The organism is Streptomyces spororaveus (assembly GCF_016755875.1).
Classification (GTDB): Bacteria; Actinomycetota; Actinomycetes; order Streptomycetales; family Streptomycetaceae; genus Streptomyces; species Streptomyces spororaveus.
Genome location: NZ_BNED01000003.1, coordinates 174,317 through 194,715, shown reverse-complemented (window position 1 = coordinate 194,715; position 20,399 = coordinate 174,317). Strand labels below are relative to the sequence as shown.

Below are 20,399 nucleotides of genomic sequence, written 5' to 3'. Positions count from 1 at the left end.
AGCAGAACCGCTAATACTCCGGCGGAGCGGATCTCTTTCCGCCATATCCGTCGTGCGGCGGGAGTGGACGCCGACGAACCTGCGCTGAACTTGGGCAAGGGGTCTCCTCAACCATGAGTGCCTGATGTGTTGCTGCGAGTTGCCGCCATGCAAGCGTCGCGAGCGGCTCCCGACCAGAGCCGAGGCCCCCTCAGAAGTGGCCATGCACACTTGTGGGGGCTCTGTGAAGGCGGTCAAAATCCCCCGCATGATCGAAACCGACCCGCACGACCGGACTCCGGCCCGCACGCAGGACGACCGCAGGGCGGTGATCCAGACGGCCGCCGACCCGGCCTCCGTACTGCACGTACTCATCCAGCGCCGCCAGGCCCTCCTGCACCAGGAGTCGGCCGACCTGAACTCTCTGCGCTCCTACGCCGACCGGCTGGCCCACCGGCTTCCCCCGGAGCCCGCGAGATCCCCCGGCCCCCCGGCCGGAATCGAGGTTCTCACCGGCACCGATGCGGTCGGCACCCGCCTGCGCGGCATGCTCGCCGCAGCCGAGACGGAGGTGCTGATCCTCGACCGCGCGACGCGGACGCCCGGAGCGCCCGACGGGGACCTCGTCCGCGATCTGCTGGCGCGCGGCGTTGCCGTACGGACCGTCACCGACCGGCGCGGTACCGACTTCCCCGACCGCGCGCACGAGCTGATCGCCCTCACCGGACTCGGCCTCCAGGCCCGGATCGGACAGAGCCTGCCCACCGCCCTCGTCCTCGTCGACCGGCGCACCTGCCTGCTGCCCCCGCCGCCCGGCAACGACGAAGGGGACGACGAAGCGGCCCTGGTGCTCGGCGACTGCCTGCTGCACCGGGCCGCGCTGCCGCTTTTCGAATCCCTCTGGGCGCGCGCCACCCCCCTCGGCAGCCCGGACGGCCCCCTCACCGCCGACCAACGGGAACTGCTCGGGCTGCTCGCCTCCGGCCTGAAGGACGAAACCATCGCCCGCCGGCTCGGCGTACACGTGCACACCGCCCGCCGGCGGATCACCCGCATGCTGGAGGAACTCGACGCGGACACGCGCTTCCAGGCGGGCGTCCAGGCCGCCATCCGCGGCTGGCTCCCCCCGCACCCCGAGACGCCCGGCGGCCCCGGGCCGACGGCGATGGCGAATGGCTGAGCCGCACGGGGGACGGGGGAGAACCCTCGGCTTCGGGCAGGCGCAGTACGTCCTGATGCCTCTGCGCCGGGTGTCGGCTCGGGCCGCCTTCCGCCGGGCGGCGGCCGTACCGGCCGGGCGCCGCGACGGCTCCGGCCGGGCGGGTGCCAGAGCCCTCGGAAGGAGCCCGGCCCGGCGTCACGCCGCCCGCGAGGCCGGCACCGGACCCGGGGTCCGGCGGGAGGGAGAGCGGGGGCGGCGCCGGCCGGGCGTCAGAGCGCAGTGGGCGCCCGCCTCTCGCGGCTCACTGCCCGTGCAGACCCCACTCGTCGAGCCCCGAGTACACGAGTGCGACGCGGGGCACTCCGCGGGAGAAGCACTCCGCCTCGCCGTTGTGCAGGGCGACCAGGGAGTCCGGGCCCCGCCACCACGTGTCGACCATGCCCTGTACTTCCTCCACCGGCTCGAAACCGTCCAAAGGGAAGGACTTGGCCTCGTCACCGTGCAGCCGTGTGACCTGCTCGGCCCAGTAGGAAGCGTGGTGGGTGAGCGCCAGGGACTCCACCCAGCCCTCGATGGACGCGTGCAGCGGAGCCCACCTGTCGCCCCAGAGACCGAACTCGCCGTTCGGGCCGATCATGAAGGAGAAGGCGACCGAGGCGCGTTGGTCGCCGGCCGGGAACCACCACCCGCCCTCGTCGGAAGGCTCGGGCATGTCCGCGCACAGGTAGCGGGGACCGCTCTCGTACACCGGCGCCGGAGGGAGCACCATGCCGCCCCAGCGGTCCTGGTAGACCACGGCCCGGCTGATCACATCCCCGGGCACACCCTGTGCGAGCCACTGCTCCCGATAGGGCTCCAGGGACGCGACATCAGCCCTGACCCCGTGGTGCGCGATGAAGGAACGGGCGCGCCGGGAGAGCCCGTCGGGAATCGCGGTGCCGTGCAGGTTCAGGTTCATGAACATGACGCTATCGCCGCCGGGCCGCGTCACGGCGCCGGGGGTCCTGCGGCGCCGTCGTCCGTTCATGTACGGGCGACGCCGGCCATCCAGGGGATCCACTGCCCAGCGCTCATGGCCCCGTGGCGTACGGGCGCCCTGACCAAGGCTCCCGTACGCCACTCGGCCCGCGGACCGGGGTCGACCGGCCGCGATGGCCGCCGGTTACCGGCTACCGGTTACCGGCTGAGCGATGTGAGCGCCGCGGCGTCGTACGGCTTCAGCTCGTCGAAACGGTTGCCGAGGACCTTCGCCGCCCACTGGGGGTCCTGGAGCAGGGCCCGGCCGACGGCGACCATGTCGAACTCGTCACGTTCCATGCGGTCCAGGAGGTTGTCGATGTCACCGAGCGCCGAACCCTCGCCGATGAAGGCGCCGATGAAGTCGCCGTCGAGGCCGACGGAGCCGACGGTGATGGCGGGCCGGCCGGTGAGCTTCTTGGTCCAGCCCGCCAGGTTCAGGTCCGAGCCCTCGAACTCCGGGAGCCAGTAGCGCCGGGTGGAGGCGTGGAACGCGTCGACGCCCGCGGCCGCCAGCGGGGCCAGGATCGCCTCCAGCTCCTCGGGGGTCTGCGCGAGCCGGGCGTCGTAGGCCTCCTGCTTCCACTGCGAGTAGCGGAAGATCACCGGGAACTCGGCCGAGACGCGTTCGCGGACCGCCGCCACGATCTCCGCGGCGAACTTCGTCCGGGCCACCGCGTCGCCGCCGTACGCGTCGGTACGGCGGTTGGTCCGCTCCCACAGGAACTGGTCGAGGAGGTAGCCGTGGGCACCGTGCAGTTCGATCCCGTCGAAGCCGATCCGCTCGGCGTCCGCGGCGGCGTCGGCGAACGCGCCGATGACGTCGTCGAGGTCGGCGCGGGTCATCGCCTTGCCGGTCCCCTCGGTGCCGTCGACGCGGATGCCGGAGGGGCCGACGGCGGGCGCGTCGGCGTACGGGGCCTGGCCCTGCTTGCGCACCATGCCTATGTGCCACAGCTGGGGCACGATGGTGCCGCCCGCCTCGTGGACGGCTGCGGCGACCTTCGCCCACCCGGCCAGCTGGTCCTCGCCGTGGAACCGCGGTACGCGGTCGCTCTGCCCGGCGGAGTCGTGACCCACGTAGGTGCCCTCGGTGACGATCAGGCCCACACCGGCGGCGGCCCGGCTGGCGTAATACGCCTGCACGTCCTCGCCGGGCACGCCGCCGGGGGAGAACATCCGCGTCATCGGAGCCATCGCGATGCGGTTGGGGACGGTCAGGCCGTTCAGCGTGACGGGCCGGGACAGGATCTCGGCCGCGCGGGAGGCGGTGGACGTGGTGGCGCTCATGCGAGTCCTCCGGGTTGAGGCTGTGGCTCGTCTGGGTGACAACGAGAAGTGCATAGTACACACGCTATGTATCATGCATATTGCCGCCGGATCCCGCGCCGACCTCCTGCGGAGGCCCTGCCAGGCCCTGCTGAGCCTCGTCAGGGTCTGTCGGCCCACGAGTCCGCGATAATGGGGCGTCGAAAAGGTGAGGAGGGGCAGTGCTGGAGAATGTGGAGCGGGAACTGATGCTGCTCTCGCGGCACCAGGTGCTGGCCCGGCGCGAGCGCGATCCCGAGCGCCTGGAGCGGTCGGCGTACCTGCTGCTCAGCCGGATCGACACCCAAGGCCCCATGTCCATCGGACAGCTGGCGGAGGCCTTCGGCCTGGACACGTCGACCGTGAACCGCCAGACGGCCGCGCTGCTGCGCTGCGGACTGGCCGAGCGCGTCGCGGACCCGGACGGCGGCATGGCCCGCAAGCTGCGCATCACCGCCGAAGGCGCGCGCCGGCTCGCCGGAGACCGCGAGGTCAACCAGTCGTGCCTGGCGCGGGTGGTTGCCGACTGGTCCCCCGAGGAGGTACGGGAGCTGGAGGACGTCCTGGTCCGGCTCAACCGCAGTGCCGAGGCACTCGAAGGACGGCACTGGCCGCGCACGGAGGACGACGCCGCCCGCGCCGCATGTCACCCGCAGGCCGCGCAGGAATCCGCGGCGCCCGCGTCGCCGGACTCCACGAACCCTGCCCCGCGGGCACCCGCCCTGTAATTCCGGAAACGCGCGGCCTCGGCCCGAAGGGGCGCCCGCTGCCCCCGGTGACGCCGGGGGCCGGTGTACGGGCCGCCGCTCGGCCTGGCGCTACCGGTGCCGGCGCCGGTGGCTGTGGCTGTCGCGGTCCGGGCCGTGGACGTGTGGTCACCCGCCGGACTCCGCGGTGCCCGCGACGGCCGCCGCGGCGAAGGCGGCGGCGCTGGTCGCACCGCGCTCCGGGGTGCCCTCGAAGCGGATGCGGCCGCTGTTGAAGGCGTCCCACATCTCCACCCAGTTGTCGATGGCGGCATCGGGCAGCCCCATCCCGGCGAGGACGGCCCGCCACTGCTCGCGAGGGACGGTCTGAGCGATGACGTCCCGGCCCAGGGCCTGAGCGAAGGCGGCGGCGATGTCGTCCGGCGCGTAGTCGGCCGCGGCGGCCAGCTCGACGGTGCGGCTGTCGTCGCGGAGCAGCTCACGTACGACGGTCACCGCGATGTCCGCCACGGCCGAGTGCGGGACGGGGTGGTCGAGCGGGGTGAAGAAGCTGGGCAGCACCCCCTCGCGCATGGCCGGCAGGCTGGGCAGCCAGTTGGTCAGGAAGTTGCCGGCCCGGACGAAGCTCGCGCCGAGCGGGCGCAACGCCTGTTCGAGGAGGTGGGTGGTGGCGATGTTGCCGGTGCCGTCGGCGTGCTGCGCGCCGATCGAGGACAGGGCCACGAGTCGGGTGCCGGCGGCCTTGGCGGCTTGCGCGTAGTTGGCGGCGACGTCGCGGGCGGAAGCGTGCATGTCCCCGCTGGCGTAGTCCGGCGGGTTGAGCACGTAGGCGGCCCGGGCGCCGGTGAAGGCGGTGGTGAGAGCGGCCGCGTCGTGCACGTCGGCGTGGGCGACCTCGGCGCCGCGCTCCTTCCAGTCCCGGCCCTCGCGACCCGGCCTCAGCACCACCCGGACGGGCCGGTCCTGGTCGAGCAGGCCGAGGGCGACGGCCCGGCCGGTCTTTCCGCCTGCTCCCATGACGACGTACATGGTGCATCTCCTCCGGTGAGTGGGGGTGGCCCGGTGGTGCTCCGGACGGAGCGGGGCTGCGATTCCACCGTGCGACGGCGGCAGGCCCGCTGTCCAAGACCTGTTGTGCACTGCGCGATACCGAATGGACATCACCGCAGGTCGGCGGCCTTTCATGAGAGATGTGCCGGACCGCGGGCGGGCTACCGTGGAGGCATGCCCGACACTCCCACCGCCTCCGACGGCGCTGCCGATCTGGACCTGCGGCTGGTGCGCTACTTCACGGTGGTGGCCGAGCTGCGCCACTTCGGGCGCGCCGCCGCGGCCCTGCACCTCGCGCAGCCGTCCCTCAGCCGGCAGATCCGCCGCCTGGAGGACCGGCTCGGCGCCCGGCTGCTGGACCGTACGCCGCACGGCACCGAGCTGACCGACGCCGGCCGCGCGCTGCTGCCGCGCGCCAGGGCCCTCCTGCGCGCCGCCGGGCAGGCGGTCGCCGAGACCCGGGCCGCCGCAGAGCCCACCCGGCTCACCGTCGGCTACACCACCGGCCTGATCATCACCCCGGCGGTGCGCGAGCTGCGCCGCCGCCACCCCGACGCCGACGTGCACACCCTGCACCTGGCCTGGGACCGGCCGCGGGCCGCCCTGCTGGACCACCGCGTCGACGCGGTGGTCGCCCGGCTGCCGTTCCCCACCGACCGGCTGGAAGTGTCGGTCCTGTACGACGAGCCGCGCGTGCTGCTCGTGCCCGCCGGCCACCGTCTGGCGGGCAGGGAGCGCGTCACCCTGGAGGACATCGGGGACGAGCCGCAGCCCCGGCTGCCCGACCCGGCGTGGAACGCGTTCTGGCGCGTGGACCCCCGGCCCGACGGCAGCCGGGCCCCCGTGGGGCCGCTCGTGGACACCGTCGAGGACAAGCTCGAACTGATCGCGGCCGGGGACGCGGTGTCCATCGCGCCCGCCGGCTCGGTGGCCGTGCACCTGCGCTCCGACCTGGCCGCCGTGCCCCTGGAGGGCGTCGAGCCCGGACACGTCGTCCTCGCCACCCGCGCGGGCGACCGCGGCCGCCTCGTCACCGCCTTCCGCCAGGCCGCCCGGAGCCGCCTCACCGGGCCCCCGCACCCGGGCGGCCCCGCTGTCGACCTCTGACGGGGGCCGCGAGTCCGGGGGCAGGGGTGCCGGCGCCGGATGAGGGGGTGTGGGACGGGCGGGGCCGGGGAAGGCGATAGACCATACCTCCCGTAATCAGACATTGGGGGCATGGCTGTGGCCGCACGTGAACGCAATCCCCGGCGACAGGCCGACCCGGCTCCGACCACCGCCGCACTCCACCGCTCCCGCGTCGCGCTCCGGGTCAACGGCCGGACCCACGTCCTCGACCTGGACAACCGCGTCACTCTCCTCGACGCCCTGCGGGAGCGGCTGGACCTGACCGGTTCGAAGAAGGGCTGCGACCACGGGCAGTGCGGAGCCTGCACCGTCCTCGTCGACGGGCGGCGCGCCAACAGCTGCCTGCTGCTGGCCGTGACCCAGGACGGATCCGAGATCACCACCGTCGAGGGGCTGGGCGCCGCCGACGGCTCCTTGTCCCCCCTCCAGCAGGCCTTCCTCGACCACGACGCCCTCCAGTGCGGCTACTGCACGCCCGGCCAGCTCTGCTCCGCCGTCGGGGTCCTGCGGGAGGCCGCCGCCGGACACCCCTCGCACGTGACCGACGCGGCGACCGCGGCCGACAGCACCCGCCCGGTCGTCCTGACCGCCGAGGAAATCAGGGAACGGCTCAGCGGCAACCTCTGCCGCTGCGGCGCCTACAACGGGATCGCCGACGCCGTGGCGGCCTGCAGCGCCGCCGAGGACCCCCGCCCGGCCGCCCGGCCGCCCGCCCCAGCCCTCCGGCCCGACCCGACCCGACCCCGGACGTGACCGCGTGAAGCCCTTCGCCTACGTACGCGCCACCAGCCTCCAGGAAGCGGCGGCCGCCTACGCGAGCCACCCCGGATCCCGCTACCTCGGCGGCGGAACCAATCTGGTCGACCTCATGAAGCACGGGGTGGAAACCCCGGGCACCCTCATCGACCTCACGCGGGTGCCGCTCGACGACATCCAGGAGCTGCCCACCGGAGCTCTCAGGATCGGAGCCGGCGTACGCAACACCGATCTGGCCGCGCACCCCCTGGTACGCACCCGCTACCCCGTCCTGTCACAGGCCCTCCTCGCCGGGGCGTCCGGACAGCTCCGCAACGTCGCCACCACCGGCGGAAACCTGCTCCAGCGCACCCGCTGCCCGTACTTCCAGGACGTGTCGAAGCCCTGCAACAAGCGGGAACCCGGCACTGGCTGCGCGGCCCGCGACGCGGTCCACCGTGACCATGCCGTCCTCGGCCACTCCGCACACTGCATCGCCACCCACCCCTCGGACATGGCCGTGGCCCTCTCCGCCCTGGACGCCCGCATCGAGCTCTACGGCGGCGAGCACGGCACCACCCGCGAGGTGGCGGCGGCCGACTTCCACCGGCTTCCGGGCGAGCACCCCGAACGGGACACCGTCATCCGCCCGGGCGAGATCGTCACCTCCGTGGTCCTGCCCCCGGCCGTGCCCGGATCCCGCTCCCTCTACCGCAAGGTCCGCGACCGGGCCTCGTACGCCTTCGCCCTCGCCTCGGTGGCCGCCGTACTCGAACTCGGCGACGGCCGCGTACGCCACGTCGCCCTCGTCTTCGGCGGCCTCGCCCACCGCCCCTGGCGCGCCGCCGCCGCCGAGGAACGGCTCACCGGCGCCGTACCCGCCGACGAGGCCGTGCGGGAGGCCGTCGACGCCGAACTGGCAGCCGCCCGGCCCCTGCGCGACAACGCCTTCAAGGTCGACCTCGCCCGCAACCTCGCCCGCGACGTCCTCACCACGCTGATCCGCTCCGCCTCCGACGACGGCCCTCCCGCCCGCCCCCGGCCGTGACCGCCCCCGGCCCCGAACCGACAAGGGGACCCGCGATGCCCACCCTTCCCGACAGCCCGTCCGCCCTCGGCAGCCCCGCCCGTCGCCGTGAGGGACGCGAGAAGGTCACCGGAGCCGCCCGCTACGCCGCCGAGCACACGCCCCCCGACTGCGCCTACGCCTGGCCCGTACCCGCCACGATCGCCCGCGGCCGCGTCATCTCCGTCGACACCGCGCCCGCCACGGCCGTGCCCGGTGTGATCGGCGTGCTGACCCCGTACGACGCGCCCCGCCTCGGCGCGACGGACGACCCCACCCTGCACCTCCTCCAGGACCCGCGCGTGCCCCACCGCGGCTGGTACGTGGCCCTGGCCGTCGCCGACACCCTGGAAGGCGCACGGGACGCCGCCTCCGCGGTGCGCGTCGGCTACGAGAGCGACCCCCACGACGTCACCCTCAGCGCCGACCACCAGCGCGTCTACACCCCCGAGGAGGCCAACGGGGGCCACCCCGCACACCGCGAGCAGGGAGACGCGGACGCGGAGCTCGCCGCCGCTCCGGTTCGGGTCGACTGCGTCTACGCGGTGGGGCCCCTGCACAACCACCCCATGGAACCGCACGCTGCCGTCGCCGACTGGGACGGGGGACGCCGCCACCTGACGGTGCATGACTCCAGCCAGGGTTCGGGCCTCGTGCGCAGCGTGCTGGCCGCACTGTTCAAGCTGACCGAGGACCAGGTCACCGTCGTATCCGAGCATGTCGGCGGCGGGTTCGGCTCGAAGGGCACCCCGCGTCCCCATGTGGTCCTGGCGGCGATGGCGTCACGGCACTACGGCAGACCCGTCAAACTCGCCCTCCCCCGTGCCCACCTGCCCGCGACCGTCGGCCACCGTGCGCCCACCCTCCACCACATCCGGCTCGGTGCTCGAACCGACGGCACCCTGACTGCTTTGACGCACGAGATCACGACCCACACCTCGCGCATCCGGGAGTTCGTGGAACAGGCGGCGGTGCCCGCCCGCGTCATGTACGCCGTGCCCGCGCTCCGCACCACCCACCGGGTCGTCGCCCTCGACGTACCCACCCCGTCGTGGATGCGTGCTCCCGGCGAGGCGCCGGGCATGTACGCCCTGGAATCGGCGATGGACGAACTCGCCGGCATCCTCGGCATCGACCCGATCGAGCTGCGCGTGCGCAACGAACCCCGCACCGAGCCCGACAGCGGCCTCCCCTTCAGCAGCCGTCACCTGGTCGAGTGCCTGCGTGAGGGCGCCGAGCGGTTCGGCTGGGCGCGCTGCCGCGAGCCGCGCCGAGAGGGCCCGTACCTCATCGGCAGCGGAGTGGCCGCCGCCACCTATCCCGTGCTCGTCGCGCCTTCCACGGCCCGGGCGCACGCCCGCCCCGACGGCGGCTACCTCGTCGAGATCAACGCCACCGACATCGGAACGGGCGCCCGTACCGTCCTGGCCCAGGTGGCGGCGGATGCCCTGCGGGTTCCGCTCGACTCGGTGTCCGTCGCCATCGGACACACCGGCCTGCCCGCGGCCTCGCTCGCCGGGGGCTCCTGCGGGACCGCCTCCTGGGGGTGGGCCGTCCACGACGCCTGCACTGCCCTGACCGCGCGCCTGGAGCGCCACCACGAGCCGCTTCCGGCCCGGGGGCTGTCCGCGTCCGCCGACACCACGCAGTCCGCCAAGCAGAAGCCCCCTTACTCCCGGCACGCCTTCGGCGCGCACTTCGCCGAGGTACGGGTCGACACGGTCACCGGGGAGGTCCGCGTACGGCGCATGCTGGGCGTCTTCGCCGCCGGCCGCATCCTGAACGCGCTCACCGCGCGGTCGCAGTTCAAGGGCGCCATGGTGATGGGGCTCGGCATGGCGCTGACCGAACACAGCACGATGGACGCGGTGTTCGGCGATTTCACCGAGAGCGACCTCGCCGCCTACCACGTCCCGGCGCACGCCGATGTCCCCGCCATCGAGGCCCACTGGATCGATGAACACGACAAGCACCTCAACCCCATGGGCAGCAAGGGGATCGGCGAGATCGGCATCGTCGGAACGGCGGCCGCGATCGGAAACGCGTTCAGCCACGCGACAGGCCACCGCCTGCGCGAACTCCCCCTGACGCCGGACCGCGTACTGTCCGCACTGGGCCGCGCGCACTGACGCGAACGCCGGAGGCGGGAGCACCGCTGGGCGGTCAGGGTAGCCCGTGTGATCCCGCTGCGTGGCCTGTGCTGGGTACCGGGCTGGCTGCACGGTAGGCGGACGCCGGGGCAGCGCTGATCATGACGTTCTGCGCTTCGGTTCGTGGAGCCGCTCTCACCGTCGCGTACTCACGACGCCGCCGAACGAACGACGTGCGGGCGCTGCGGCTCGGCCCGAAGCCGGACGGTCGTTGCGATCGGAGAACGGCATTCGGACCTGGCTCGTTGGATGGGTGTGGGGCTGGTGGTGCGGGTGTGGTGTCGGGGGGCCGGTTCCGGGTGGTCACTCCGGATGATTGTGGGGTCGGGCTCTGCTCGTGGTTGCCGGTCGGGGCCGCTGGCGAAGGGACAGTTCGAGGAGGTCCTCGCTGGGGCGGGTCTGGGGGTCGGGAAGTGCCTGACGGAGGACGGGGCTTGGGTGCGTGGCTTTGTGGTGTGTTGAGGCCCGGGCTCAGGTGCCGGGCGATCGCTCGGCGTGAGTGTCCTTGGTCATGGAGCTCGTGGAGCGGGGTGTGTGCGGCCTGCTTGTGCTCGGCCCGCCGGCCGGCGGGTGCTTGGTCGTGCTGCGGCCGCCCGGAAGCCAGTCGGGTGGCCTCTGGCAGCATGCCGCTGGGCGAGGGATTGCACAGGCACTAACTCGCGGTGGGCGACAACGCAGGTCTCCGCGGCGCGGCCGAGGCCCTGCCGCAGATGGGACCGGTCGGCGATCTGCAGAGCGTCGGGGGCGCCACGGCGTGTGCCCTCGGTGTAGGCGCCGGCCCGGTCCCGGGAGATGATGTCCAGGCCGGGGTGGAGGATCAGCCAGGCGGCCAGCGGCCCGGTTTCACGCGTCGGGAGCATGTCGACGACGCGATGGGCTTCGGCGCTGGTCTAGACGGTGGAGTAGGTCTGGCCGCGACGGATCGCGAAGTCGTCCACGCCCGGCACCCGCGGCGTGCTGAACCGCGGATCGGGCAGCTCCATGACCCTGCGTAAGAAGGTCATCCGTCCCGGGCTGAAGCCCAGTTGGGCTGCCAGCCGAGCGCCGGCCCACCCGGCCAGTGCGAGCCCTACTCGCTCCAGGGTGTGGTTGAGCCGAGTGGTGAACCGTGCGTGCGGGGCGGCCAGCCGGGAGGACGGCTCGGCGAACGTCCGGCGAGGGCAGTCCGCCGCTCCACAGGTGAAGCGCCGGACCGTCAGCCGGATCACGAAGCCCTGTTCAGTGAGCGGCAGGTCCTTCAGCCTGCGCTGCAATCGATCGTGGACTCGGTCCGAGAAGCGGCCGCAGCCCGGACGTGCATCCCCGGCCGCGCGGCCTCTCGCCACCACCTCGACCGTGCCGAACGCGGCCATCACAGCCTCGACATCCACTTGGCCGATCCTTTTGAATACCAGCGAGCCCCAGAATGGTGCATGGGTCAGCATGACCAGCACCATCACCGTCCACAACTGACCGCAGCAGCGGCAGGCAGACATCTGATGGATCATCATCTCTCATCGTCGGAGGATAGGGCGTACGCCGTCGCACGCGAACCCGTCTCCTCGCAATCGAACAACGGGGTAGCACTCCGCGACGACTCCCCAAGATCTATGCCAGAACCGTGTTTTGGCGGTACTGCTGACGGCTGAGTCTGCTGCCGGACCCCGGAGAGTGAGGGGGAGGCATGAGATACTTGATCATGCCTGTGACTAATCCGTGGCTTGCTGGCCCGTCACCGAAGAAGCGCCTCGGTCGAGATCGTTTGGAAGAGCGGATACTCAATCTGCTGTCGTCGCAGAACATGTGCGTGCTCGCGACGGCAGGGCCGGAAGGGCCTCTGGCCACGCCGGTGCGGTACTTCCACCTCGACTTCGCGGTGGTGTTCTCCACGGCTCCGGGTTCGCCGAAGATGAGGAACCTCGCGGCTGACCCCAGGGTGTCGGTGGGGATCTTTGCACCGTTGGTCGGACAGGCCAGCAGCCGAGGTGCTCAGCTCTTCGGGCGGGCTCGCGTGCTGTCCGGGGACGACCCCGATTTCGGGCACTACTGGCCGGCGTTCCGCTGGCAGTCCGACCATGTCGAACGGTCGCGTTCTCTCGATGAACCAGCATCGGGACCTCTCGTGGTGATCGAGGCCGAGCGGATCGTCTATACCGAGCACTGGCTGCGGCGCGAGGGTTTCGCGCCGCGTCAGTTCTGGACCAGGCCGGGCCGGTAGTCCGGCATCCCTGGTCAGCTGTCTGGGCGGTCGGCCCGCCTTGGCCGGTTCCTCGGCGCGGGCTCGGGTGGTGGCGAGGCGGTATGAGTCGGTGCCGGCCTCGATGATGGTGCCGTTGAAGGTGAGGCGGTCGACGATCGCCGAGCAGGGGCGGGGGTCGGTGAAGGTCTTGGTCCAGCCGGAGAAGGACTCGTTGGAGGCGATGGCGACGCTGTTCCTCTCCTCGCGTCCGGTCAGGACCTGGAAGAGGAGTTCGGCGCCGCGGTGGTCGAGTTCCGTGCAGCCCAGCTCATCAGTGCACAAAAGATCAACACGCCCGTAGCGGGCGATCGACTTGGAGCTGCTTCTCGTCTGCGGCTCTTGAGTAGTTGCGCCCGCTCCCGCGTGATCAGGGTGCTCGGGTCGGCGAGCTGGACGAGGGATGGGGACCACCGGTGCGGCCGGCATCAGGTCGGCGCCGGCCAGCGGCGCGAGGCTCAGCGCGGTCCGCTCGTCCCACACCGCGAGGGTCTCCAGCTCGATGTCCACGTCCACCTCGTCCCACCGCGGACTCATCGCCCGCCTCGGCGAGCTCGTTGACCAGATTCGTCGCATTTGGTCATGTGTTGATTGAACAGGTCTGGGGCTTGTTGTGGTTGGGGGACACACCGTGTGGTGGGGGGTGCCGTCCCTGATGGGCTGGGTGTGTGCTGAGGTTCTGGTGCGGGCAGTCGCGCGTGGTCCGGTGCGGGTGTGCAGCCGAAGGGTTCCGCGCGCACATCCGTATCGCCCGGCACGAGGCTGCCGGCCGGCGCCGGGGTCTTGCAGCGTGTTTGTCGTGGGCCGCCGGGTTCGGCCGGTGTGTTGCTGTGAAGCAGTCCTGGATGCGTGTGCCGCTGTGTGTGTTCGTCTGTCCCGGTGTTGTGGTTTGGGTGGGGGTTGTGGTGTCCGGGGCCGGGTGCGTGCTGTTGTGCTGGTGTGGGCGTTGGTGGCTGCCGGGCCGGTTGATGTGTTTGCGTGGCGGGTGGTGGTTGTGGTGTGAGCGGTGGCGGGGCTGGTCGGCGCGGTCGGCGCGGTTGTGCCCAGGGTGGTTGGTGTGGTTCGGCTGTGTGGTCTGTGCTGGATGCCGGGCTGGCTGCGCGGTGGGTGGGCGCCGGGGGTGATGCCGCCCGGCGCTGGGTTGGTTGCGCGGTGGGCGGGTGCCGGGGGTGGTGCCGCCCGGCGCTGGGCTGGTTGCAGGGTGGGTGTTGGGGGTGGTGCCGTTGGGCGGGTGGGGTGGCGGAGGCTTGGCTGCCGGGCCGTGTTGGGTCACTGGTGGTGATGGCGGCGATGTTCTTTCCGGCCGTGTCGGGTGTCGGTCTGGGGTGTTTTCCGGAGGGTGGCCGCCTGCTGGGATGGGTGATGTCGCCGGTCGCTGGCGTTTTGTTGTGTTTGGGTGGTGACGGTGGGTGTGTTGTGGGGGGTTGGGGGGTGAGGTGTTGCATAGGGCGTGGGTCACATACGAGGGGGGTTAGTGGTGTGTGGGGGGTGGTGTGGTGGGTGTGGTGACGTGGGTGGTTGTGGTGGGTGTGGGGTGGGGTGGGGGTGGGTGTTTGTGGGGGGTGGTTAGTAGGTGGGGTCGTTGCCGGGATGGTGGGGCGTCTGTAGAACTGGACGGGTCGCCAGGTGGCACGGGTGTTCCGCCCCGCCGCCGACGAACCCCTCTCCACCGTGTGAGTGGCTTCACGCATGTCTTCGACGTGTCTGCGACCGCCCTTGTTCCCTGTGGAAGGTTTCCTCCGTGTCCAACGCTGTCATCCGCCGTATCGCTTCTTCCCGGAAGGCTCTTGCGGGCGCTGTTGTCGCTGTGGGTGTTGCCGGTTCCATGCTGGCCACGGTTCCTGCTCAGGCGGCTCCGGTGAGCGCGAAGGCGATCGCGCAGCGGATGATCAAGGACCCGGCGCAGTTCGCTGCTTTCGACAAGATCATTTCGCATGAGAGTGGCTGGGATTACACCGCGACGAACGCTTCTTCCGGTGCGTATGGTCTGGCCCAGGCGCTGCCGGCGTCGAAGATGGCGTCCGCGGGTGCGGACTGGAAGACGAACCCGGCGACCCAGATCAAGTGGGGTCTGGACTATATGAACGACCGCTACGGCAGCCCGGTCGGTGCGTGGAACTTCTGGTCCGCGAACCACTGGTACTGATCCGTTCCGTCCGCGGACGGCACGTGATACGCGAGAACGCCCGGCCGGGGTCTTCCGGCCGGGCGTTCTCGCGTGTTCTGCCCGGCGTTTGCGGGCCGTGGGTATGCCGGGATGCCCGGCCGGGGTTTTCCGGCCGGGCATTTTCGTGTGTTCTTCCGGGCGTTTGCGGGCCGTGTGTGCGTGCGGGGGTGTGCGGCTGGGGGTTTTCGGGCGGGGTGTTCTCGGGCTGCGGGCCGTGTGTGTGCCGGGGTGTCCGGCGGGGGTTTTCCGGCCGGGTGTTTTCGTGTGTTCTCGCGTTTGTGGGCTGTGTGGGCCGGGGTGTGCGGCTGGGGTTTTCCGGTGGGGTGTTCTTGCGTGTTCTGCCGGGTGTCGGCGGGTGGGGTGTTGGCGGGTGGGCGGGCTGGTGTGGCGGGGTGGGTGGGGTTGTCGGGGCGGGGTGTTTGTGTGTGGGGGCCTGTCACCCGGGGTGTTGTGCCTGTTGTGCCTGTGGTTCGTGTTGTGGCGGGGTGGGTGGGGTTGTGGGGGTGGGCTGGTGTTTTTGTCCGGCCGGGTTGAGGGGGGTGGTGTGGGGTTTTGGTGGTGTGGGTGGGGTGTGGGGGTTTGTCAAGTCCCGAATGGTCGCGGCGTGACGGGGTGTGGGGTTGGGGGGCTTACTCGGGGCAGGGACGCACGTGTGGTGTGTGGTTGCGGCGGGTGTGTGGACGGGTCCGCAGTTCCTGGTCGGGCCTCCGGGTTGTGGAGGTGTGCAGGGTTTGGAAGGAGTGGGCGCATGCGAGTGACTGTGGTTGACGCGTTGTGTTGTGGTGGGGGGCGGGTGTCGTGAGTTCTCTGCCCCCTCCCCCTCCCCCTCCTCCTTCTTCTTCTGGTTCTTCTGGTTCTTCTTCTGGTTCTTTGGGGCGTCCTATGGGGCCGCCGCATGGTCCGTTGTCGGGTCGGGGTGTTCGTGTGGAGCCGCCGCCTGCGTCGGGTGGTGTGTCTGGTTCGGGGTCTGGTTCGGGTCCTGTGTCGGGTCCTGGTTCGGGTTCTGTGTTGGGGCCGCCGGCGGGGCCTGTGCCGGTGTCTTCCGGTGGGGGTGCGGTGTTGCCGGGTGGTGGGGGCGGGCGTGTGCGTGGGTGGCGTTCGCGGCGGGCGGTGCTGGGTGTGGGTACGGCGGTGGCTGTGGTGTCGGCGGTGGTTTTGGGGTTTACGGTGCTGGCGGGGAACACGTCGGCGGGTGGTGAGGTGTTTCTCCAGGCGGCGGCGGAGGCCGGGCCCGATCCGTTCACCGCGTCGACGGCCGCGGAGCACGGGAACACGGACCGTGTGACGCCCGTGGCGGGGGGTGGGAGCGCGGTGGATGGCGGGGACTCGGCGGGTGGTGCGCGGACGCTTGAGGTCGATGGCGGGTATCCGGGCCTGTATGGCGGGACGCGGGACCTTGCGAGTTGTGACGTGGAGAAGCAGGTCCGCTATCTCGCGCAGAACCCGGATAAGGGTGGTGCGTTCGCCGGTGCGCTGGGTATCGGGCAGTCGCAGGTCGCCTCGTACCTGCGGTCGCTGACGCCGGTGCGGCTGGGGTGGGACACCAGGGTCACCAATCACGGGTACCGCAATGGCGGGCCCACCAGCTATCAGGCGGTCCTGCAGGCCGGTACGTCCGTGCTGGTCGACGGCCGGGGTGTGCCCCGGGTCCGCTGTGCCTGCGGGAACCCGCTGGATCCGCCTGTCGCGGTCAGGGGCGGGCAGGGGTACAGCGGCGCGAGGTGGCCGGCGTTCCGGTCCTCCGGTCTCGTTGCGGTCAGGCCCGCGGTGGAGCCGGTGGAGAGTGTCACGGTCTTCGACCAGGACCGCGGGGGATGGTACGAGCGTCCGGGCGGGGCGGCGCGGGGCAGGCATGACCGTGAGGTCCCGCCTCCGAAGGGCCGGGCCTCCGGTTCTGCCTACCCGGTCCTGCCGGCGGTCCACCCGGCGCCGGTCCCGCCGCCCTCGGGCACGTCCGGGAACCGGCCCCCGGGGTCTGTTCCGGGCCAGGTGCCGGACCGGCCGCCGGGGGAGACCCCCGCCCAGAACCCGGGTGGCGCGCCGGTCGGCGAGTCGGGTGACATCCCGGGCAGCGACCCGGGCCGGATCCAGGGCGATGGTCCGGGCCAGGCTCCCGGAAAGGCGCCGGCTCTGCCCCCGGGCCAGGAGCCGGGCGGGGGCCCGGGGAAGACAGCCGGCCGGGAGTCCGGCGAGGCACCCGGCCGGGAGTCCGGCACGGGCCCGGCCCAGGATCCCGGTCAGGGGTCCGGTAAGGACCCGGGGAAGACGCCGGGGAAGAAGCCGGGTGAGGGCTCGGGCAGGCCGCCGGGCCAGGAGTCCGGCACGGGCACGGGCCCGGCCCAGGATCCCGAGCAGGGGTCCGGCAAGGACCCTGGGAAGAAGCCAGGTGAGGGCTCGGGCAAGCCGCCGGGTCAGGAGTCCGGTGAGGCACCCGGGCAGGTTCCGGGCAAGGACCCCTATCAGGGCTCCGGGGAGGACCCGGAGAAGAAGCCGGGCGAGGGCTCGGTGAAGGACCCCGGTCAGGGCTCCGGGGAGGATCCGGGGAAGACGTCGGGCCGGAAGCCGGGTGAGGGCTCGGAGGAGGTGCCGGGCAAGGAAACGGGCCCCGAACCAGGCAAGGCGCCCGGTCAGGACCCGGCGAAGGAGGCGGGTCAGAAGCCGGGCCGGAAGCCTGGCAAGGAGTCGGGCGAGGACTCGGGGACGAAGCCGGGCGAGGGCTCGGTGAAGGATCCTGGTCAGGGCTCCGGCGAGGGCGCGGGGAAGAAGCCTGGTGAGGGTTCGGGCAAGCCGCCGGGCCAGGAGTCCGGTGAGACACCCGGGCAGGTTCCGGGCAAGGACCCCGGCAAGGACCCCGGTCAGGGGTCCGGCGAGGACCCGGGGAAGAAGCCGGGCGAGGGCTCGGTGAAGGACCCCGGTCAGGGGCCCGGGGAGGACCCGGGGAAGACGTCGGGCCGGAAGCCGGGTGAGGGCTCGGAGAAGGTGCCGGGCAAGGCGCCCGGTCAGGAGGCGGGTCAGGAGCCGGGCCGGAAGCCTGGCAAGGAGTCGGGCGAGGACTCGGGGAAGACGTCGGGCCGGAAGCCGGGTGAGGGCTCGGAGAAGGTGCCGGGCAAGGGCCAGGAACCAGGCAAGGCGCCCGGTCAGGACGGGGCGAAGGAGGCGGGCCAGGAGCCGGGCCGGAAGTCTGGCGAGGGGTCGGGTGAGCAACCGGGCAGGGAGTCCGGCCGGGACCGGGACAGGGACCGGACGGGGAATGGCTCGGGGGATGTTCCGGGGCAGGGCTCAGCCCAGGATCCGGCCAGGGAACCTGGTCGGGAGTCGGATCAGGGGTCGGGGAAGGCGCCCGGTCGGGATCAGGGGCCGGCCGGCGATCCGGCGGGGGGTGCGGGTCAGGGGTCGGGCGGGGGCCAGGGGAAGGTGTCGGGCAAGGGTTCCGGCTCGGGGGCGGGCCAGGCCCCCGGCACGGGTTCCGGGCAGGCGCCGGAGTCCGGCCGCGGGTCCGGGAAGGCCTCTGGTCACGGCAGCGGCAGGGACTCGGGTCCGGACTCGGGGAGCTCGCCGGGCCGTGTGCCGGGCGGCGTCTCCGGGGCTTCGGGGACCGGCCGGGAGACGGGCGGGGGAGCAGGCAGTGTTCCCGGAACAGCGCCGGGGGACGGGGCGGGCGGGGATCGCGGAACGGCGCCCGGGGACGGGTCGGGCGGGAGTTCCGGGTAGGTACCGGGCCGGGATCCGTGTGTTCGCTCCGGTGACGGCGGTCTGGGGAGGGCGCCGGGCCTGGCGGGGCGGGGGAGGAGCAGGGCGGGGGTGCGGGCTCGCATGCTGGTACCGCGCTGCTGACGGCACCGTGGCTGTGGGCCGGGTAAGCCGTGCTTCCCGGCCGGGCTGGCCCGGTTCTGTGCCGCCTGGCAGGGCAACCGGCCTCCGTGGTGTCCTGCCCGTAGCCCGTAGCCCGTAGCCCGTAGCCCGTAGCCCGTAGCCCGTAGCCCGTAGCCCGTAGCCCGTAGCCCGTAGCCCGTAGCCCGTAGCCCGTAGCCCGTAGCCCGTAGCCCGTAGCCCGTAGCCCGTAGCCCGTAGGTCGTAGGTCGGGCGGGTGGCAGGAGGGTGGCCGGGTCTGGCCGGTATTTCTGCAGTTTCCGTGCGCCGGGCTCTGGCTGGGTGGGGTGTCGGCGCGTTGTACCGGGCCACGGGGCCGGTGTGCAGGGGGGTGGGGACGCGGTTCGGGCTGAGCCTGCCCCGCGGTGTGCCGGTCCGGGGGCGTGTGCCGGTTTTCGTTGTTGCTGGAAGGGCAGGCCCGGCGGCCGTGGAACGGCTGCGGACCCCGGCGGCACCCGCTGCCCGGACCGCACCCCTGGCAGCCGCCCCGTGGTGGTGGGGCACCCGGCCTCTGGGGGCGAGGAGAAGGGAGCGGCCGTGTCCGGGGCTGTGGGGGTGCGGCCGGGTGCGGACCGTACGCTCCTGCGGCCGGCAGATGGTCCGGTGCGCGGGGGAGCGGGGGTGTATGGGTGTGGTGTCAGCAGTGGGCGACGGCCAGGCTGACGGTGTACCGCTCCTCGATCGTTTGGTCGGGGAAGATTTCGGTGAGCAGGTCTTGTTCCGTGGCCAGGAACGCCTGGGTGGCTTTCTGTCCGAGGACCAGGAAGTCGGAGTAGGTGGCGAGGTTCGCGAGATGTGTGCCGAGGGGGACGCTGCGGGTCCATGACATCTGCCGGGTGGTGAAGGTGAGTTCGGGTGGCAGGTCGCGGAACCGGGCTGTCGGATCGGGTTGGCTGTCGGCGGCTCCGAAGAGGCGGCGTAGGCGGGTGTCCTGGTCGGCGATCCAGGGGAGCGTGCTGTCGGAGTCGTTCCACCACAGGGCGAGCGCGCCGCCGCGGCGCAGCACCCGCTGGGCTTGCGGGGCGGATCGGCGCGGGTCGGTCCAGTGCCAGGACTGGGCGTAGGTGAGGATGTCGATGCAGTCGCGGGCGAGGGGCAGGCTGTTGCCGTCGCCGAGTACGAGAGGGATGTGGGGCAGCCTGCGGCGGAACTGGGCGGCCATGGCGGGGCCGGGTTCCACCGCGACGACGTGTGCACCGCGGGCATGGAGGAGGGCGGTGGCCAGTCCCGTGCCGGCGCCGATGTCCGCGACGCGGGCGCCCGTTAAGGGCCGGCCGGCGAGTTCCTCGACGGCGTCGAGGAGGGCCGGGGGATAGGACGGGCGGTTTTCGGCGTAGCCGGCGGCCGCTTTGTCGAAGGACCTGGCCTGAGGGGTGAGCGTCATACGGCCATCCTCACCGGCCGAGGCGTCCGGCGCACTGCCCCGCCCCGGTTCCCCCCCCCCGCCCCGGTGGGTTCTCCCTGCCCCGGTTTTCCCGCCCAGGTTCCTTGCCCCCGGTTCGTCCTGCTGTGGGCGGCGCCGGCCGTGGGACGGCAGGCCACGTCGGCTCGTTGAGCCGGAGCTGCCGGCCCCGGCGGTCCCGTCGGAGACGGTGGCGCGGGCCCGGCGTGCAGTCCTTCCCGGCGGGCGGCGATCCAGCCGTGGCCTTCGCCCTGGCCCCCCGCCGCCGCCGGGCATCCGGCGCTGGGGAGGTGGACACACCCCCGGCACCGGCCCGGCGTCCCCGGCACGCAGTCCGCTCCGGCGCACCACGCACGGTGTGGCGGCTGCTCCGGTGTGTACGGTCCTTGTCCTGCGGCGGGGGCTGCCGGTGTCCGTTCGGTGCCGGGCGGTCGGGGAATAGT

14 protein-coding genes and 1 pseudogene are annotated in these 20,399 nt (G+C 72.4%); 9 read left to right on the top strand and 6 right to left on the bottom strand.

The features are described from left to right. Positions 1 to 247 precede the first annotated feature (247 nt). Positions 248 to 1,159, top strand: a complete 912-nt coding sequence (locus Sspor_RS02015) for a helix-turn-helix domain-containing protein (RefSeq protein ID WP_202197433.1) — start codon at positions 248 to 250, stop codon at positions 1,157 to 1,159. A gap of 283 nt (positions 1,160 to 1,442) precedes the next feature. Here the strand turns inward: Sspor_RS02015 and Sspor_RS02010 are convergent, their stop codons facing one another. Both Sspor_RS02010 and Sspor_RS02005 read right to left on the bottom strand, forming a co-directional pair. Beyond that, positions 1,443 to 2,099, bottom strand: coding sequence for a hypothetical protein (locus Sspor_RS02010; RefSeq protein ID WP_202197432.1), 657 nt, complete (start codon positions 2,097 to 2,099; stop codon positions 1,443 to 1,445). 218 nt (positions 2,100 to 2,317) lie between these two features. Then, entirely contained in the window at positions 2,318 to 3,448 is a 1,131-nt protein-coding gene (locus Sspor_RS02005) for an NADH:flavin oxidoreductase (protein ID WP_202197431.1), read from the bottom strand. 227 nt (positions 3,449 to 3,675) lie between these two features. Between Sspor_RS02005 and Sspor_RS02000 the strand changes: the two genes are divergently transcribed. Further along, complete coding sequence (locus Sspor_RS02000; RefSeq protein ID WP_237403621.1) at positions 3,676 to 4,194, top strand: MarR family winged helix-turn-helix transcriptional regulator; 519 nt, start codon at positions 3,676 to 3,678, stop codon at positions 4,192 to 4,194. A 147-nt stretch (positions 4,195 to 4,341) separates the two neighbouring features. Here the strand turns inward: Sspor_RS02000 and Sspor_RS01995 are convergent, their stop codons facing one another. Then, on the bottom strand, positions 4,342 to 5,202 hold the full coding sequence (locus Sspor_RS01995) for an NmrA family NAD(P)-binding protein (RefSeq protein ID WP_202197430.1): 861 nt from the start codon (positions 5,200 to 5,202) through the stop codon (positions 4,342 to 4,344). 195 nt (positions 5,203 to 5,397) lie between these two features. Here Sspor_RS01995 and Sspor_RS01990 point away from each other — a divergent pair, with 195 nt between their 5' ends. The 4 genes from Sspor_RS01990 (at position 5,398) to Sspor_RS01975 (ending at position 10,281) form a co-directional block, all read left to right on the top strand. Continuing rightward, positions 5,398 to 6,330, top strand: a complete 933-nt coding sequence (locus Sspor_RS01990; RefSeq protein ID WP_202197429.1) for a LysR family transcriptional regulator — start codon at positions 5,398 to 5,400, stop codon at positions 6,328 to 6,330. A gap of 111 nt (positions 6,331 to 6,441) precedes the next feature. After that, positions 6,442 to 7,104 carry a 2Fe-2S iron-sulfur cluster-binding protein gene (locus Sspor_RS01985; protein WP_202197428.1) on the top strand — a complete coding sequence of 221 codons (663 nt, stop codon included), beginning with the start codon at positions 6,442 to 6,444 and terminating at the stop codon, positions 7,102 to 7,104. Positions 7,105 to 7,108: 4 nt separating this feature from the next. Then, positions 7,109 to 8,134 carry an FAD binding domain-containing protein gene (locus tag Sspor_RS01980; RefSeq protein ID WP_202197427.1) on the top strand — a complete coding sequence of 342 codons (1,026 nt, stop codon included), beginning with the start codon at positions 7,109 to 7,111 and terminating at the stop codon, positions 8,132 to 8,134. Positions 8,135 to 8,169: 35 nt separating this feature from the next. Next, positions 8,170 to 10,281, top strand: coding sequence for a xanthine dehydrogenase family protein molybdopterin-binding subunit (locus Sspor_RS01975; protein ID WP_202197426.1), 2,112 nt, complete (start codon positions 8,170 to 8,172; stop codon positions 10,279 to 10,281). Positions 10,282 to 11,192: 911 nt separating this feature from the next. Here Sspor_RS01975 and Sspor_RS01970 read toward each other — a convergent pair. Further along, positions 11,193 to 11,792, bottom strand: coding sequence for a transposase family protein (locus tag Sspor_RS01970; protein ID WP_202197425.1), 600 nt, complete (start codon positions 11,790 to 11,792; stop codon positions 11,193 to 11,195). Between the two features lie 188 nt (positions 11,793 to 11,980). On the opposite strand from Sspor_RS01970, the gene Sspor_RS01965 reads away from it, so the two are divergent. Then, entirely contained in the window at positions 11,981 to 12,499 is a 519-nt protein-coding gene (locus tag Sspor_RS01965; RefSeq protein ID WP_202197525.1) for a pyridoxamine 5'-phosphate oxidase family protein, read from the top strand. Positions 12,500 to 12,541: 42 nt separating this feature from the next. Here the strand turns inward: Sspor_RS01965 and Sspor_RS01960 are convergent. Further along, positions 12,542 to 12,857 (bottom strand): annotated as a pseudogene (locus tag Sspor_RS01960) (ATP-binding protein); the annotation flags it as partial. A 1,401-nt stretch (positions 12,858 to 14,258) separates the two neighbouring features. Here Sspor_RS01960 and Sspor_RS01955 point away from each other — a divergent pair. Both Sspor_RS01955 and Sspor_RS41450 read left to right on the top strand, forming a co-directional pair. Further along, positions 14,259 to 14,663: an aggregation-promoting factor C-terminal-like domain-containing protein gene (locus tag Sspor_RS01955; protein ID WP_202197424.1), complete on the top strand. Its 405-nt coding sequence runs from the start codon at positions 14,259 to 14,261 to the stop codon at positions 14,661 to 14,663. 903 nt (positions 14,664 to 15,566) lie between these two features. After that, on the top strand, positions 15,567 to 18,395 hold the full coding sequence (locus tag Sspor_RS41450) for a DUF6777 domain-containing protein (protein ID WP_373318728.1): 2,829 nt from the start codon (positions 15,567 to 15,569) through the stop codon (positions 18,393 to 18,395). 796 nt (positions 18,396 to 19,191) lie between these two features. Here the strand turns inward: Sspor_RS41450 and Sspor_RS01950 are convergent. Next, on the bottom strand, positions 19,192 to 19,938 hold the full coding sequence (locus Sspor_RS01950; RefSeq protein WP_202197423.1) for a class I SAM-dependent methyltransferase: 747 nt from the start codon (positions 19,936 to 19,938) through the stop codon (positions 19,192 to 19,194). Positions 19,939 to 20,399: the final 461 nt, after the last annotated feature.